At 50.8% G+C, this 16429-nt stretch carries 21 protein-coding genes; 3 read left to right on the forward strand and 18 right to left on the reverse strand.

All coding sequences use genetic code 11. The annotated features are described in order from the left end of the window. Window positions 1–37: 37 nt before the first annotated feature. From VV089_RS00330 to VV089_RS00375, 10 genes are all read right to left on the reverse strand, one after another. Entirely contained in the window at window positions 38–511 is a 474-nt protein-coding gene (locus VV089_RS00330) for a hypothetical protein (RefSeq protein WP_334334514.1), read from the reverse strand. Beyond that, on the reverse strand, window positions 508–1017 hold the full coding sequence (locus VV089_RS00335) for a hypothetical protein (protein ID WP_334334515.1): 510 nt from the start codon (window positions 1015–1017) through the stop codon (window positions 508–510). The genes VV089_RS00330 and VV089_RS00335 overlap by 4 nt, the downstream gene beginning before the upstream one ends. 96 nt (window positions 1018–1113) lie before the next feature. Next, a complete protein-coding gene (locus VV089_RS00340; RefSeq protein WP_172543559.1) occupies window positions 1114–2169 on the reverse strand; it encodes a PilT/PilU family type 4a pilus ATPase in 1056 nt (351 codons plus the stop codon). Window positions 2170–2176: 7 nt separating this feature from the next. Continuing rightward, the gene (locus VV089_RS00345) at window positions 2177–2644 is read right to left on the reverse strand and encodes a hypothetical protein (protein ID WP_172543545.1); all 468 of its coding nucleotides are present in this window, start codon (window positions 2642–2644) and stop codon (window positions 2177–2179) included. A 41-nt stretch (window positions 2645–2685) separates the two neighbouring features. Further along, a complete protein-coding gene (locus VV089_RS00350; protein WP_334334517.1) occupies window positions 2686–3138 on the reverse strand; it encodes a hypothetical protein in 453 nt (150 codons plus the stop codon). Then, window positions 3135–3611, reverse strand: coding sequence for a DUF4860 domain-containing protein (locus tag VV089_RS00355; RefSeq protein WP_172543543.1), 477 nt, complete (start codon window positions 3609–3611; stop codon window positions 3135–3137). Before VV089_RS00355 ends, VV089_RS00350 begins: the two co-directional genes overlap by 4 nt. Further along, window positions 3608–3952, reverse strand: a complete 345-nt coding sequence (locus tag VV089_RS00360; protein WP_172543542.1) for a hypothetical protein — start codon at window positions 3950–3952, stop codon at window positions 3608–3610. Before VV089_RS00360 ends, VV089_RS00355 begins: the two co-directional genes overlap by 4 nt. A 49-nt stretch (window positions 3953–4001) precedes the next feature. Then, complete coding sequence (locus VV089_RS00365; RefSeq protein WP_172543541.1) at window positions 4002–5051, reverse strand: type II secretion system F family protein; 1050 nt, start codon at window positions 5049–5051, stop codon at window positions 4002–4004. 18 nt (window positions 5052–5069) lie between these two features. Continuing rightward, complete coding sequence (locus tag VV089_RS00370; RefSeq protein WP_172543540.1) at window positions 5070–5996, reverse strand: transglutaminase-like domain-containing protein; 927 nt, start codon at window positions 5994–5996, stop codon at window positions 5070–5072. After that, window positions 5938–7248, reverse strand: coding sequence for an AfsR/SARP family transcriptional regulator (locus tag VV089_RS00375; protein ID WP_334334518.1), 1311 nt, complete (start codon window positions 7246–7248; stop codon window positions 5938–5940). Before VV089_RS00375 ends, VV089_RS00370 begins: the two co-directional genes overlap by 59 nt. Window positions 7249–7689: 441 nt before the next feature. Here VV089_RS00375 and VV089_RS00380 point away from each other — a divergent pair, with 441 nt between their 5' ends. The 3 genes from VV089_RS00380 to VV089_RS00390 all read left to right on the forward strand — a co-directional run bounded on the left by VV089_RS00380 (window position 7690) and on the right by VV089_RS00390 (window position 8710). Further along, window positions 7690–7887 (forward strand): hypothetical protein, encoded by a 198-nt coding sequence (locus VV089_RS00380; protein WP_334334519.1) that lies wholly within the window; start codon window positions 7690–7692, stop codon window positions 7885–7887. A gap of 309 nt (window positions 7888–8196) precedes the next feature. Continuing rightward, the gene (locus tag VV089_RS00385; protein WP_334334520.1) at window positions 8197–8460 is read left to right on the forward strand and encodes a hypothetical protein; all 264 of its coding nucleotides are present in this window, start codon (window positions 8197–8199) and stop codon (window positions 8458–8460) included. A gap of 1 nt (window position 8461) precedes the next feature. Beyond that, window positions 8462–8710 (forward strand): hypothetical protein, encoded by a 249-nt coding sequence (locus tag VV089_RS00390; RefSeq protein ID WP_334334521.1) that lies wholly within the window; start codon window positions 8462–8464, stop codon window positions 8708–8710. 109 nt (window positions 8711–8819) lie between these two features. Here the strand turns inward: VV089_RS00390 and VV089_RS00395 are convergent, their stop codons facing one another. The 8 genes from VV089_RS00395 to VV089_RS00430 form a co-directional block, all read right to left on the reverse strand. Next, window positions 8820–9425: an HAD family hydrolase gene (locus VV089_RS00395; protein ID WP_334334522.1), complete on the reverse strand. Its 606-nt coding sequence runs from the start codon at window positions 9423–9425 to the stop codon at window positions 8820–8822. Window positions 9426–9428: 3 nt separating this feature from the next. Then, window positions 9429–10709: an adenylosuccinate synthase gene (locus VV089_RS00400; RefSeq protein WP_172543535.1), complete on the reverse strand. Its 1281-nt coding sequence runs from the start codon at window positions 10707–10709 to the stop codon at window positions 9429–9431. A gap of 129 nt (window positions 10710–10838) precedes the next feature. Further along, window positions 10839–11549, reverse strand: coding sequence for an ABC transporter ATP-binding protein (locus VV089_RS00405; RefSeq protein WP_334334556.1), 711 nt, complete (start codon window positions 11547–11549; stop codon window positions 10839–10841). Between the two features lies 1 nt (window position 11550). After that, the gene (locus tag VV089_RS00410; protein ID WP_334334523.1) at window positions 11551–12402 is read right to left on the reverse strand and encodes an ABC transporter ATP-binding protein; all 852 of its coding nucleotides are present in this window, start codon (window positions 12400–12402) and stop codon (window positions 11551–11553) included. Then, window positions 12395–13483: a branched-chain amino acid ABC transporter permease gene (locus tag VV089_RS00415; protein WP_334334524.1), complete on the reverse strand. Its 1089-nt coding sequence runs from the start codon at window positions 13481–13483 to the stop codon at window positions 12395–12397. Before VV089_RS00415 ends, VV089_RS00410 begins: the two co-directional genes overlap by 8 nt. A gap of 13 nt (window positions 13484–13496) precedes the next feature. Further along, window positions 13497–14381 (reverse strand): branched-chain amino acid ABC transporter permease, encoded by an 885-nt coding sequence (locus tag VV089_RS00420; RefSeq protein WP_172543532.1) that lies wholly within the window; start codon window positions 14379–14381, stop codon window positions 13497–13499. Between the two features lie 128 nt (window positions 14382–14509). After that, window positions 14510–15724, reverse strand: a complete 1215-nt coding sequence (locus VV089_RS00425; protein WP_172543531.1) for an ABC transporter substrate-binding protein — start codon at window positions 15722–15724, stop codon at window positions 14510–14512. Between the two features lie 469 nt (window positions 15725–16193). Beyond that, complete coding sequence (locus VV089_RS00430; protein ID WP_172543530.1) at window positions 16194–16427, reverse strand: hypothetical protein; 234 nt, start codon at window positions 16425–16427, stop codon at window positions 16194–16196. Window positions 16428–16429: the final 2 nt, after the last annotated feature.

The raw sequence follows: 16429 nt of genomic DNA on the forward strand, positions 1-16429 counted from the left end.
GCTGTCCCGAAAACCGGCCTTTGTTAAACCAGGCCTGTCAGTCCTCTATCTCTTCCCCTTTGGCGGAGCTTAACATATTTTCACACCGCTTACGGGTATCCTCTTCCAGTCTCCGGCACTGTCTGCGGGTATCCTCCTCAAGTCTCCGGCATTCCTCCCGGGTACTGTTCAGAATCAAATCTGCCCCTCTCCTGGCTTTTTCAAGGATTTCTCCTGCCGCTTTTTCATTTTCAGCCTTTTTCTGGGCATAAATCTTTTCTTGTCTGCCGCTCAGTTCCCTGATATTCTCCATATACAGGGCAACCGCTTCCTCCGCCGCCTCAAAAATTCCGCTGAGGGCCAGGGAAGCCTCTGCTATGGAGCCGGCCTCGTCAATGGCAATCCTGCGTTTTGCAAGCTGTTCCTCCGCCTTTGCCAGACGCTTCTTTAATTCCTCCGTCTCCTTTGCCTGGGCTACCAGAAGCTCCAACAGCTGGGGACGCCCCAGCTTTCTAAGCTCTTTTCCCGTCATTCCTGTTCGTCTCCTCTGTCCCAGTTCTCCTCTGCAGAGCTCTCCGTGCTGTCAATCAGCTTTAAAAGCTCCAATGCACTGCGAAAAGACACGGTCTTATTCTTCTCCGCCCACGTTATCTGGCCCTGCCAGCTTGCGTTCTGGCGGTATTGAATCCGTACAACAAAGGTCGCTTTGCCGCCCTGATGCTTGTTCATTTCATCTCTTCCCACAACAATCTCTTCTCCTTTTTGCCTCGTCTTCTTCTTTCTCCCAAAAGCCAGGGATGACGAGGCCTTTTCTTCCAAAGGCTCCAGAAAATTGCGCTCCGCCATAGATGTCTGTGGATATCCGAGCCAGTTATAAAATCCGTCCAGGCCCTCCAGCAGCTCCCGTGTATTCAAAAAGCTTGCCGGTTCCTCTCGATACATTGTATAAAATCTGCCGCTCCAGTCCTGTTCCTCAAATCTGTCGCAGCAGATCCGCACAATACTTGAGGCAGCCAGACTAACATGTGCCTGCTCCATACGCATACTTCTCCATTCCGTTTTATTTTACCTTAAAGACTGTTAAAGCCTCCATTAAAAAACAGGCCTCTTCAGGCAAAAAAACAAGGCGGAAACTTAAGAAAGTTTCCGCCCCAAAAGCTCTGGGTTGACCGCATAGGTCAATGCCGTATCTTTTGTGATTCGTCCCTCCTTGTAAAGACGAAGGATGTCGCTGTCCATAGTCCGCATCCCCGCGTCTCCTCCGGAGTAAATCACATTGTCCATCTGGTGAATCTTGCCCTCCCGAATCATATTCTGTATGGCCGGATTCACAATCATAATCTCAAATACCGGTTCCAAGCCTCCGTTCACTGCCGGCAGCAGACGCTGGGACACCACCGCCCGGAGCACCATCGAAAGCTGCACCCTCACCTGCGCCTGCTGGCTTGCCGGGAATACGTCCACAATCCGGTCAATGGTCTTGGCTGCTCCCACCGTATGCAGCGTAGACAAGAGGAGCTGTCCTGTTTCCGCCGCCGTCAAAGCCGTCTGAATAGTCTCAAAATCCCGCATCTCCCCAAGAAGAATTACATCCGGCGTCTGGCGCAGCGCAGCGCGCAGAGCCGTCTTGTAGCTTTCCGTATCCAGATCCAGCTCCCTCTGGCTTACCAGGCACTTCTGATGGGAATGGATATACTCAATGGGATCCTCAATGGTAATGATATGACCGCTCCGCTTCTGATTAATCCGGTCAATCAGACAGGCCAGCGTGGTGGTTTTTCCGCTTCCGGCCGGGCCTGTAACCAGAATCATGCCGTTTTTCTGGCTGTACAGATTCATCACAGCCTCCGGAATGTGCATCCGGCCGCTGTCCGGCAGCCCGAAGGTAACGATTCGAAGCACGGCCGCCAGAGAGCTTCTCTGCTTGTAGGCATTGCACCGGAAACGCCCGGCTCCCTTTACGGAAAAGGAAAAATCATCATCGCCCTTCCTATGGAGCTCCTGGATGTCACGCCCCGCCAGCTTATAAATCTGTTCCAGCAGCTCTCTGGAGGTGTCCGGCATCACCCTCTCCGGTGTAATCCCGAAGATCTCGCCTCCCCTCTTTAAGCTTATAGGGGAGCCCGGAATCACGAAGATGTCCGATCCTCCCATATCCAGTCCTGTCTTTAATATCTCTTGAATCTCAATCGCCATCTTACATTCCTCCATCCCAAATATCAATTCCCGGCTCCGGATTCCACTCTACGGTATTCACCAGCCGCTGCCAGAGAACCCTGTAGCGCCCTTCGCCTTCCTCTGTCTCCTGACGCTTCTCTACAATCAGAAGCAATTGCTGAACCTCCTGCACATCCTCCTTCAGCTCCCAGAGCCCCTGCTCCGGAATCTGCGCCCGTCCGGCCAGAAGATCCCCGTCAAGCTGGGCCAGCTGCTCCTGCAGCCTCCCCTCCGCCTGGTAATAAGCTGCCGCCGTGGCGTGGGCTTTCCCGCTCATCCGCACATCCGACAGGGCCGATACCAGGGAAAGAATCCCGAAGGTAGTAAAGGCCAGCACAATTACAATCAAAAGAATCGATGCCATGCCCACGCCGGTGCCCTTCGACATTCCTCCGGCTTCCTCTTTCCTCTCAGGCAGCTTCTTCCACCGATCCAGATTCTCACTCATAGGCCATCCTTCCCTTTCTCTGCCAGCACGGCAAGGCTATGCTAAGTTTCCGCCGCATATCTGGCCGTCTCAAGATCTACCTGTGTCTTCCCGTCCCTAAGTCCTGTCACCTGTATCCGGATATGCAAAAGCGCTCCGGCTTCCTTCTCCTCCGTCCAGAGCTCTGCCCGAAGCTCATAGACAGCCTGCTCCAAAGGAACCGGCTGCATTTCCTCATTGCATCCGGACCGGAAGGTGCGCACGTTTCCCCCTGCCGCTTCCTCTTCCCAGCCGTTTTCTGAAGAAAACAGCTGCTCCGGCTGCGTGGGCAGCTCCTTCCACTGCTCCAGCAGATCCTCTGCCGCAATCAGCCCAAGAGTCTGCGCACGGCTTTCCCTGCTGAGCAGATGCGCTTTTACAAAGACCTGTACCAGTACCATGGAAGCCAGAGCAAAGAACAGAATCACCAGAATCAGCTCTACCAGGGCCGGATTTCTCTTTTCCGCCATTTTCATACTGAATTCCCCTCTAAATACAAATGCAGGCTGCGCCGGTTCCCCTCTTCATCCTCTGCGGACAAAACCAGATGCCCCGTATCCGTCTCCTCTATCCGGAACCCGGAAAGCTCCATCAGCTTCTCCCCAAGCTTGGGAGAAAGGGGCTGATCCGAAGCCTGGTAAGCCTCCCTGAGAGCCCCGTCATAGTAGTAAATCCGGGTCTCATATCCTTCCGCGGCAGACCGGAGGATCAACACGTCAAAACCGTCCCGTTCCTCTATCCGGACGCTTCCCGGCTCCCGGGTGCTCATCCGCACCTTATTGGCCACATAGGAAAAGGAAGCGCGGATCTCGGTATTTTCTCTGCCTGTGGATACGATATTCCGATAGACACGGGCCCCAATCACCACAAGAAGCAGGGAGAACAGGGCAAAGAGCCCATAAATCAGAAGTGTCAGCAGCCCGCCTGCCGCATGTCTTCGTTCTCTCATGTCCCATCTCCATTCTCCGTCTCTCCCAGGCGGAGGACCTTCACGTGAGGCTTGATATTCTCTGCAAATATTTCATAGCTCACTGCGTACTTGTCAAAATCAACCTGGATCCCATAATTCTCAATCAGATACTGTATGCTCACCGGATAACGGCCTTCCATGGCATAGCAGTTGACAACAGCCTGGTTGATTGCGTCCTCCAGAAGCTCCTGCTGCTCGCTTAAGGTTGTTTCCTTCATCCGGCTGCTGCCCGCCGCCAGAAACCAAATGGCTGCGGCAAACAGACACACAGCGGCTGCCCAGGACAGAAAATGCTTATGTTTTCTTTTATACAAATGCATACGAAAGCTCCTATTGTTCCGGTTTTCCGGCTTTCTAAGGTACTGTGCGCTAACCGATGGACAGCATAATGCTCACCAGAGGCAGCATTACGGAAAGCAGAATCCCCCCGATAATCAAGGTCAGCACAGACACCAGGGCCGGCTCGATCCAGGAGACCATGCGGTGGATTCCCTCGTCCACCTCCATGCCGTAGATTCCTGCCATACGCTCCATAACCCGATCCGTCTGCCCGGCCTCTACGCCCACCCGGATCATCTTCTGATGAAGAGGCTCAAAGATGCCCGCCTGCTCTACGGCTGCCGCAAAATCGCCGTTCTGTTCCATAAGCTCACGGCACTTCTGGGCTTTTTTCATATTGCGTTTATCCGGAAGCATATCCGGTATCAGCTCTAAGGCGTGCTCCAGGGGATAGCCGCTGTTCAGCACCATAGCAATCACCTCTGCAAAACGCTGAGCCGTCTGCTGATTCAGAAGGCGGCGCACTGCGGGAAGGCCCTGCCCGACGCCAAGAAGCATCTGCCTTTTGCCGGCACACCAGATAAGAAACACCGCAAGCATCAGAAGAAGCAGAACTGCCGCCGCTATGAGGACAATACGCCCCAGAGCCGCGCTTCCGGACAGCACAGCGCCTTCCGTTCCGGCAAGACCCGTTCCCAGACTTAAGAACACTTCTGTAAATATGGGAAGCACCTTCAGAACCAGAACTGCAATCACGGCTGTCATTAAGATCACCAGCACCATCGGATAGGCAACCGCGCTTCGAATCGCCGCCTGCATCCGGCTTTCCCTGTCATAGTAATCTCCCAGAGACTCAAGAACCCGGTCCAGCTCTCCGGCGGTTTCTCCCACATGAACCATATGTACCATATACTTTGGGAAAAAACCGGCTGCTTTTACCCCCTCATAGAGGCTGCCTCCGTCCCGGACGCCTTCATAGATTTTCTGAAAAGCCCCGCCGTAAGCGGTATCTTTATAGCTCTCATACAAAACCTCCATTCCGTCATACAGAGGAATTCCGGCTTTCAGAATCATCGCTGCCTGCTGGCAGAACAAAGACACCTCCACCGCCGGCAGGCTTTTCATCTTCTTTTCTCCCATTTCCCTTTCCACTCCCCTCTAATACTGTCGTTCTTTTGTATAATTCTCTTCCGTATAGGCGGATTCTGGACCAAATGTAGAATCCATCCACACCCATTCCCCGTCCAGATATACCTGGTTCCAGGCATGATAGATATTATCCGGCTGTACATATCCGATCGCCAGCCGCACCGGAATATCCTGTGCCCGGAGCATGGCTGCAAACAGCGCAGAATAATCAAAGCAGATGCCTTTCCTCTCCTGAAGGGTAGCATCCACATCCGGAAGATACCCCTTCTCCACCGTAGCCGCCTTCTCATAATCGTAGGTAAGGAGATTTACAATATAATCGTAGAGGCGCTCCGCTTTCTCCTTGTCGGAATCCAGCTCTGCACATAAATCATAGGAAAGCTTTACCGCATTCTTATCGTTGGTATACCACACATACTGGCTGGGATACAAAAATACCCGGTCCGTATCCGGCATCTCTACCTCCACCTCCGTGTAATAGACAGGGCTGTAGGAGGTTCCCTCCACCTGCTGGAATACCTGGACCCCATAGGTTCCGTTCCCCATCTGAAGGGGATATACCTCGTATTCCTGCTCCTGGTTCAGATCGTAGGTATAGGTCTCTTCATTTAAAGTTATCTGCACCTTCAGCCGCGTATCCGATGCAAACCCTTTTACCATCAGATAGCCGTCCTCGGTATTGCTGGCATCTACGGTAATACCGTTCTCCTCATATACCACCTGGCCGGACGCCTCCGGAAGGGGTATCTCAATAGGCCCGGTATAGACAGATCCCGGTTCTACCACTTGAAAATCCCCCTGCGTATCCGACAGAGGGCTTTTGGCTTCCACACTTTCTATATTCTTATTGGGGAACTGCTCCTCAGAGCCAGCCTTTTTACAGCCCGCCATCAGACAAAGGGCTGTCAGAAGCACTATCCAGTTCCTTAAACCCATTCTTTTCCTCCCAATTCACCGCCTGCCCGGAATCCACAAAGCTCTCACTGCGAATTCCCGGTATATCGGCAATCGATGCAACACGGTAATTCACATGTACCCGCCGGCTGCTCACTTTTTTCCGGAAACAGGCATCAATCCGGCTGGTCGCAATATGGCAGTCCTCCCGGCATACTCCCGTAAGAAGTACCAGATACTGGCTTATGTTGTAACGGGTAAACGTATCTCCCCGGCGCAGAGTCTCCTGAATCGCCTCTGCCAGACATTCCGTGATTCTCTTCAGCCCTTCGGAATCCTCCATCTGCCGCTGCCGCTCGTCCAGAACCGTGCACAGCAAAAGGTAAACCGACTGTCCCGACCGCTCCATAATCCGCACAATGATGCGGTAAATGTCCATAAAGCTCGGATAGGTACAGTAATAAGCGCCGCCAAGACGCGGTTCCTCCCGCAGCATCTTATGAATCTCATTAAAATCACCTGTATTCAGCTGAATCTGGCTGCTCATCTGGCGGAAGCACTCCACCATGCGTTCCGACGGAGGCATATCCAGCTCATCAAAGTACATCTCTGTGGTCTTCTCATAGAGAGCCATCGCTTCCTTGGGCCGTTCCAGCCCAAGCAGGCATTCAATCTGATAAACCTGCCACTCATCGAAGGGGTAAAGAGACGCAGCACGGCTGCAGAGCTCCAAGAGCTCTGTAAATTCTCTGCGCCGCTTCATCTGGCCGCAGACCTCTTCCAATGCAGCAAAATACAGATTCTGAAAATGAATTCCCGCCACAATCACCCATTCCTCAGCGGACAGCGCCGGCAGGAAATATCCTTTATAATAATAGCACGCCTTCTTCAAAAGCTCAAGTCTTTGTTCACAGGCTCCCGCTTTATCTGCCTGCTCCAGCAGATGTTCAAACTGGACTACGTCTATCTCTATAGGGAAAGAGCTCTCGAAGCGGTAACGCCCGTCCTCGGTACGGATATACTGCTCCTTCGGCAGCTCTGAATTTTTCAGCAGCCTGCGCAGATGAAAAACTGTCACGCGCAGATTATTGGCATGGTCTCCCTCCATATCGCTGCCATAGAGCCGTTCCATCAGCTGCAGTCTGGTAATTCCCTGAGAACCTGCATACAGAAGCAGCTGTAAAAGCTGCAGGGCCTTTGTTGTCTGATTCTTCCCCAGCTGTACTATTTTTCCCTTATAGGTTATAATAAAATCCCCCAGCATCTGGACTTTCAGACAATTCTCTTTTTCCATACCTGTCCCCCCGGAAGTTAAAATGTTGTATGTGATTCTCTGAAAATCTTTTTTCTCAATGTCTTTTCGTCTATTGAGCATTTCTAAACCAGTTTAACTATTATAACATATAATAAATTAAAGTCCAATTAGATTGCGGATTTTAGGTACAAAATTTTAATATAGTTTGTGAAAATTTTACTCTGTAATTGCTTTTTTGTGAAATTTTTCTATATATTTACTTTTTTCTCTGTTCAAAAAAAATCCTCACCGCGCTGCCGCGGTGAGGATTTTACTAAAGGGGAGGATATAAGTAATTCGTTTCTCTTTTGTCTAATTCTATTATGACCCGTTATTCCGGCTTTATACAAAAAAGTTGAAAAAATCTATACTTCTTTTTCAAGGTGTGTTATCTTAGTAGCAGAAAAGGACATAAACCTAACAAAATCCCAGGAGGCCCCCATGTTAAAAAAGCTTAAACGCATCCTTGCCCTCGCAGGCGCACTGCTCTTAGCAGGCATGTACCTTATCACCTTTGTTCTCGCCTTCACGGATCCGACGGCCTCCAGGGACTGGCTCAAGGCTTCCCTTGTATGTACCGTTGTCATCCCCTGCTTTCTCTATGCCTATATCCTTGTGTACCGGTTTTTGAAAAAGTAATCCTCTATCTCTTCTGTCTTACTGTTGAATTAAATTACATATTTTTCCAAATACAACTTGCAGATCAGCAACGATTATGTTATCCTAATATAGTACTCTTCGTGAACAAGGAAATACCCGGTTTTGTGCACGGAGGGTCGTCTCACAGAAAGTATTTCTGCTTTCTGTTTCCCAACAATGCGTTCAAATATGCGGACTGCTGCTTAAGCTGTTTATCGCCCCCAATTAAAAAGTGAGTGTGATGCCTATGATTGTTTTTTACGGTCTTGCAGGATAAATGAGAAAACCGTATAATGAAAGGAGAACAAATTGAAACTTAAAATAAGCAACGTATTCCGTATACGGAGACGTGCCAACCGAAAGTATAAGGATACGCTCTTCCGGTTCATTTTCCATGATAAGAAGGATCTGCTGTCTCTCTACAACGCAGTCAACGGTACCGATTACGGGAATCCGGAAGAATCTTCAAAAAGGAATGATATTGGAGAAGGCCCTGGGACAGGCGATAGAATACTGTCTGAAGCACGGAATACTTGCAGACATTTTGCGGAGAAATCAAGCGGAGGTGCGTAGTATGCTGTTGGAAGAATATGACGAGAAAGCGGAACGAGAATATCTGCGGAAGGAAGCGATTGAAGAGGGCCGGAAAGAAGGATTGGAACAGGGTATGGAACAAGGTATGGAACAAGGTATCGAACTTGTCATCAAGAATGCTCTGACCTCTACCCACAGCATCCCAAAGACCGCCCGTCTTTTAATGATGCCGGAAGAAAAGGTTGAAAAAGTAGCCCGGGAACACAAGATACCTGCAAAAAAGGAATAGCATGCGAAAAAGCAGGCTGTGCAGTCAAAAATAACTGCCGCCTGCTTTTTTATTTCTGCCTTATCGGGCGAAGTTCCGCCAGTTCCATAGGCATGCATTGATGCAGCGCCTATTGGACGCCAAGCTTCGCCAATTCCTCCCTGGCCTGCTGCTGGGAAGTGAACAGAATCCCGTGAAGCCCAAGCCTTTCCGCCGCCAGGACATTCGCCCTGGTATCGTCCAGAAACACCGCTTCCCCCGGCTCTATCCCATACTTTTCCATCAGCCGCAGAAACGCCTTTTCATCCGGTTTGATCAAATGCTCCTGAAAGGAAAGAAAATACCCGTCCATCAGCTCCAGAAAATCAAGCTTGTCCCCTCGCTGATGATAAATATGCTCCGGCCAGTTGGAAAGGGCATACACCCGGTATCCCTTCTCCTTCAGCTCCTGAATCCAGGGAACGGCATAATCAAGGCTCCAGGTGCACTCTCCCAGATTCTCATAGACTGCGCGGATCTCCTTCTCATACTCCGGAGCCGCCGCCACAAAGTCCATAATCTCCTCTTCCCTGCCCAAAAGCCCTTTGTCATGCTCTACCCAGGCAGGGCTTTTGAATACCGCCCGTTCCACTGCCTCATATGCCGCCGGTTCCGGAACAAGCTTCCTTAGATACGCTTCCCAGCCGTATCCGACCAGCACTCTTCCCAAATCAAATATAATAGTTGTAATCTTCATAGCCTACTTCCGATATATAATGTCATCTCTGCCCGGCCCATTGGAAACCATCGTGATCGGGCACTCTATCTGCCGCTCTACAAACTCAATATACTTCCGGCAGTTCTCCGGCAGCTCCTCATACTTCTTAATCCCCCGGATATCGCATTTCCAGCCGGGAAGCGTCTCAAATACCGGCTTTGCCTTCTCAAGAAGATAAGGTACGGGGAAGTCCTTCGTCACCTGGCCGTCAATCTCATAGCCCACGCAGACCGGAATCTCCTCAAGATACCCCAGTACATCCAGCACTGTAAAAGCCACATCCGTAGTTCCCTGTATCCGGCATCCGTACCGGGAAGCCACGCAGTCGAACCAGCCCACTCTCCGGGGACGTCCTGTAGTGGCTCCAAACTCGCCGCCGTCGCCGCCCCGTCTTCGAAGCTCGTCCGCCTCATCTCCGAAAATCTCACTGACAAAGGCTCCTGCTCCCACTGCGCTGGAATAAGCCTTGCACACAGTCACAATCTCCTTGATCTCATAGGGCGGAATCCCGGCCCCGATAGCGCCGTAAGCAGCCAGCGTAGAAGAAGAGGTTACCATGGGATAAATGCCGTGATCCGGATCCTTCATAGATCCCAGCTGCCCCTCCAAAAGTATGGTCTTTCCTTCCTGAATGGCCTTATAAAGAAAGGCAGAGGTATCACACACATAGGGCTCCACCATCCTCTTATACTCCATCAGCTCCTCATAGAGCTCCTCCTGGTTAAGAGCCGGCTTGTGATAGAGATGCTCCAGCAGCGTGTTCTTCTGAATGCACACATTAGCAATCTTCTCCCGAAGATAGCTCTCCCCGGCAAACAGCTCGCTTACCTGAAAACCGATTTTTGCAAATTTATCCGAATAAAAGGGAGCAATCCCCGACTTGGTAGAGCCAAAGGACTTTCCGCCCAGACGCTCCTCCTCGCACTGATCGAAGAGAATATGGTAAGACATCACCATCTGCGCCCGATCGGACACCAGAATCTTCGGAGACGGAACGCCCCGCTCCACGATGCTCTGGATCTCCCGGAACAGCACCGGAATATTGAGCGCCACCCCATTGCCGATGATGCTTGTGGTGTGATCATAAAATACGCCGGAAGGAAGTGTATGCAAGGCAAACTTTCCATAATTATTCACAATGGTGTGGCCTGCATTTGCCCCTCCCTGAAAGCGGACAATAATGTCCGACTCCTGGGCCAGCATATCGGTAATCTTGCCCTTACCCTCATCTCCCCAGTTTGCTCCAACAACTGCTTTTACCATAGTCCTAGCTCCTCCATTCCAGTTCCGTAAGAATTCCTAATTATGTACCTCCATAAAATAAAGAAAAGTACATTTCCAGCCGCTGACGGTAACTAGTATACATTCTTTTTTTCTTCTTGTAAACCTTTTCTACTTATCTTTCGCTTTCCCCAGATAAGCCGCCTTCACTTCCTCATTCTCCAGAAGCTCCGCTCCTGTACCGGTGAGGGTGATCCGTCCGGTCTCCATTACATAGCCCTGATTGGCAGCTTTTAAAGCCATATTGGCATTCTGCTCTACCAGGAGGATGGTCACGCCCTGCTTGTTGATCTCCCGGATAATGTCAAACACGCCCTGCACAATAATAGGCGCAAGTCCCAGGGAGGGCTCATCCATCATAATCAGCTCCGGCTTGGACATCAGGGCGCGGCCAATGGCAAGCATCTGCTGCTCTCCGCCGGACAGGGTTCCGGCAAGCTGCCAGGAACGCTCCTTAAGCCTTGGAAACAGATCATGCACCCATTTCAGATCCTCCTCCAGAGAATCCTTTCTCATATAAGCCCCAATCTTCAGATTCTCCAGAACCGTCAGATCCGGGAATACCCGTCTTCCCTCCGGCACCAGGGTAATCCCCTTGGACACAATCTGATCCGTAGGAAGCCCGGCAAGCTGCGCACCCTCAAACTGGATGCTGCCGCTCTCCGGCTTTACCAATCCCACAATGGAGCGCAGGGTAGAGCTCTTTCCGGCTCCGTTGGCGCCAATCAAAGTTACAACCTCGCCCTTTGGCACTGCAAAGCTAATGTCCTTTACCGCCTTAATTCCGCCATAGGATACATGCAGATCCTTTACTTCCAATATATTACTCATCCTGCGCACCTCCCAGATAAGCCTCAATTACCCTCGGATTGTTCCGGATCTCCTCCGGCGTCCCTTCCGCAATAGGCTTTCCAAAATCCAGTACGTAGATCCGGTCAGAAATCTCCATCACCAGATCCATGTGATGCTCAATCATAAAAATCGTCAACCCGAATTCATCCCGGATCCGCCCGATAAACTGGGTCAGCTCCAGGGTTTCCTGGGGATTCATGCCTGCCGCCGGCTCGTCTAAGAGCAAGAGCTCCGGCTTGGTAGCCAGGGCACGGGCAATCTCCAGGTGGCGCTGCTTGCCGTAAGGCAGAGAGACAGCCAGCTCATCCCGGACATCCTCAAGCTCCATCAGATGCAGAAGCTCCTCCGACTCCCTTTGCATCACAGCCTCTTCCTTGCCGTTCAGCCGGAAGGCAGCCGTGAAAATATTGCTGGTGCGGAGCATATGCTTTGCAATCAGGATATTTTCAAACACCGTCTGGCTCTTGAAAAGCCGGATATTCTGGAAGGTTCTGGCAATCCCCAGGCGCGTAATCTTATCCGGCGTGGGGGCAGCCGCATGCTGGCCTGTGTAGGTCATAGGATTCTCTCCCCGGTAAAGCTTTTTCATCTTGCCCTGGGGATAATTCTGGATGATCTTATTTCCCTTATAGTAAACGGCACCGTTGGTAGGCGCATATACGCCGGTAATCACATTAAAGGCCGTGGTCTTTCCCGCACCGTTGGGGCCGATCAGGGATACGATCTCTCCCTTGTCCACCTCAAGGTTCATATTGTCCACCGCAATAACGCCGCCGAACTGCATGGTGACATTTTCCACCTTTAATACATTTTCTTTACTCATGGGAGGTTCCTCCCTTCTTTTCCTTTTTTCCGCCTGATTTCCTCTTGAAGAAATTGAAAATCCCTTCCACAGAGAACTCCTTGGTTCCCATGATGCCCTGCCTGTAGAACAGCACCACCGCCATAATCACAATGGCAAATACCACCTTTCGGAAGCCGGGGCGCAGAAGCGGCACATGGAAGCCTCCGATGTAAAGGTTCTCATTGTCCAGGAAACGCAGCCACCACTCAGAGCAGGCAATGAACAGGAAAGAGCTGATGCAGCTTCCCGTCACAGAGCCGATGCCGCCGATAACCACAATCAGCAGAATCTCATAAGTCATAGCCGACTTAAACATAGACGCCTGGATGGTCGTCTGATACATGGCCAAAAGCCCTCCGGAAATGCCTGCAAAGAAGGAGCTGATCACAAAAGCAAGACGCTTATGATGGGCCAGGTTGATCCCCATAGCCTCCGCCGCAATCTCATCATCCCGGATAGCCTTAAAGGCACGGCCGTAGGTGGAATTGATCAGCATTACAATAAGTGCAATGCAGATGCCGGACACCACGAAGGGGAAAATCACCGATCGGAAGGAGGGGAAGTTCCGCAGCAGGTTGGAGCCGTTGGTAATCGGGCCCAGCTTATCCCACTGGAACACCGCGCGGATAATCTCCGCAAAGCCCAACGTCGCAATGGCCAGATAATCACTTTTCAGGCGGAGCACCGGAAGTCCGATGAGGTAGGCAAATACAGCCGCCAGAAGTCCCCCTGCAATCAGCGCAATGGGCACCGGCAGGGTGAACTGGATAATTCCCCCGTCAAAATACTGGTACACACTGTTCCTGGATTCCACCGGAATCGTCAGAATGGCGTAGGTGTAGGCTCCCAGAAGCATAAAACCAGCCTGGCCTAAGGAAAACAATCCGGTAAATCCGTTCAGCAGGTTCATGGAAACGGCTACCAATGCATAGATGGCGCCTTTTTTTAATACGGTAAAAAGCATAGAACTGGAAGGCAGTGTCTGCTCCAGTAAAAAAAGCAGAATCAGCAGCGCCGCTATAAGGCCCGCGTTCCATGCAGTTTTTTTCTTTGTACTCATTTTGAACGCCTCCTTATACTTTATCCGTTACCTTCTCGCCGAAAAGCCCTGTAGGCTTGGCGATCAGAATGACAATCAGCAGCGCAAAGGTAAAGGCATCGGAAAAGGTCGTCCAGCCCAGACCCTTGATAATATTTTCACAGATACCAATGATGAATGCGCCAATCACAGCGCCGGGTATCGAACCGATTCCCCCAAACACGGCCGCCACAAATGCCTTCAGCCCTGGCATAGCTCCCGCCGTAGGGGTCACGCCTGTGTAGTTGGTGAAAAACAGAAGGCTTCCGATAGCCGCCAGAAAGGTTCCGATGATAAAGGTAAAACTGATCACGGAATTGATCTTAATTCCCATAAGCTGGGAGGTCTCAAAGTCCCTGGAGGCCGCACGCATGGCCATGCCGATCTTGGTACGCTTGATCAGTGCAACCAGAAGCAGTACCAGAATAATTGTCAGTATAGGGGTAATAATCGTCACCCTCTTTGTGGTGGCGCCGAACACCGTCACTGTATCGTTGATCCAGGGAATTGCCGGATACTGCTGGGACAGTCCGCCTGTCACATACAGCGCCAGATTCTGCAGGAGATAGGAAACGCCGATGGCAGAAATCATAATCGACATACGGGGAGCGTTCCGAAGGGGCTTGTAGGCCGCACGCTCCACCAGAAAGCCTAAGATAACCGTGACTACTATCATTAAAGGAATTGCTATGTAGATAGGCATGACGGTGGTGGAATAAACCATAATCAGACCTGCCACCATAAAAATATCGCCGTGAGCGAAGTTAATCAGACGCAGAATGCCGTAGACCATGGTATAGCCGATGGCAATCAAGGCATACTGACCGCCCACTGAAATTCCTGCCATGAGATAGGGCAGGTTTCTACTTATCCAATCCATAAAAAGCCTCCAAGTCTTTTTTACAATGTATGTATCATGAAATAATCAGGAAGATGGGAGCAAAAGCCCAGACAAGAATATGGCGGAAGGGCACAAGAGCCTTCCGCCATTCTTATTCGTTACTGCTCTTAGTTTACGCCCTGCTCAGCCACGAAATCCCATGCTCCGGACTCCGTATTGGCACATTTTACATATGCGGTGTCGCGAAGGGCATCTCCGTTCACATCGTCAAATTCGATCTTTCCGGTTACACCTGTGTAACTGACATCCCAGAGAGCCTCATTGACTGCCGCCGGATCCGTGGATCCTGCTGCCTTTAACGCTTCAAGAGCCACATAGTAAGCGTCATAGCCCATAGCGGTTACGGCTGCTACGGTATCGTCTCCGCCGTTATTTGCCTTTGCCGTGGAATCACCGTTAATCCATTCCTTGATACCGCTGTCGAACTCTTCATTGCCTCCCTCTTGGTAAAAGGTTGTAACATAGATCTCTACATCCTTGCCCTTTGCAGCATTCAAGATAACGTTGGAATCCCATGTATCGCCGGCCATCATAGGAATGGTCATTCCCTGTGCCGCCGCCTGCTCGATGATCAGCGCCGCCGCCTCGGTGGATACGGGAGCGAAGAATACGTCTGCGCCTGCGTTCTTTGCAGAGGTTACATAAGAAGTAAAGTCGCTGTTGCCCTCCTGGAAGGTTTCCTCAACCACCTCGCCGCCAAGGCCTGTGAAGGCCTCCTTGAAGTAGTAGCCAAGTCCTGTGGAGTAATCGTCGCCAAGCTTTGTTAAAATGTACGCCTTCTTTGCGGAGAAGTTCTCACTTGCAAAGTTGGCAAGTACGGTGCCCTGGAAGGGATCCAGGAAACAGATACGGAAGTAATGGGTATTGCCCTCCGTAACCTGGGGGTTGGTGCAGGTAACGCCCATGGCCGGAATGCCCGCCTCCTTGAATACATCGGAAGCAGCAATCGACACGCCGGAACCGTAGGAGCCCAGTGCAATCGACACGCCCGCGCTTACCAGTGTGGAAGCTGCTGAAGGGCCCTTGTCGTTGGAAGACTCATTGTCCACAATCTCCAGCTGCACGGTATACTCCTCTCCGCCGATCTCAACGGTAGGCGTTACATGGTTGGCATACTGCATACCAAGCACTTCCTGCTTGCCGCCCGCGCCGTTGTCTCCGGACGCCGGCTCGTATACGCCGATTTTTACTACCTTTGCACCGTCTGCCGCTGCAGGCGCTTCTGTTCCCGCTCCGTCACCGCTGCTCTTACTTCCGCAGCCTGCCAGCATGGAACCCGCCAGAGCGGTTACCAGTGCAATTGCTAATACACGCTTTTTCATAACTCATCATCCTCCTATTTTAAGTCTCTGTGCGACTGCACGAAAGGGTAAAACCGCTTCGCCACACCGGTCAGGAGAGAAACTTTTATGTTCCTCTCGTGCGCCTTTGCAGCTTTACCGTCTAAATTAAAAGTTCCGTAATATTCCAGCCGTACACTGTATAAAATCATCTTCCAGCAGCAAGCCTGTGCCTCTGCAGATCAATTTGTGCACTGTGAGGGATATCACTGTTTCCATTCCGCAATATCCTTCTGGATACCGGCCGGAACCTTGCTTTTTGTACGCGTGTCAAAGACATTTGTACGCAAATTTTAATACGGGCTTTAGTATACCATGTTTACGGAAATAATTCAAGAAAAAATCTAGGGAAATCCGGAAGTTTCCTCTGCGGCTGTACATAAAAAGAGATGCAAAACCTCTCCCATTGAGAAATTCTGCATCTCTTCCACGAATAAGCTTATTTGAATTCCTATGCTTTATCGTCATTACATAAAGCTTCGTATTTTTTTGTCAGCTCTTGATATTCTTCTAATGTCCGACATTCCTTCAAATCATTTAAAATCCGTACTCTTTCCAGCTTTCTTGCCAAACTCTCAATCACTTCCGCATTCGTCGGCATATCATCACCTGCTTTCTGTAGCGCCGTCTCTATGGTAATTCTATTATACCAATCATCCGCAAAGGTGTAAAGGCTTTCTGTCAAAA

This window comes from Candidatus Merdisoma sp. JLR.KK011 (assembly GCF_036941125.1).
Taxonomy (GTDB): domain Bacteria; phylum Bacillota; class Clostridia; order Lachnospirales; family Lachnospiraceae; genus Laedolimicola.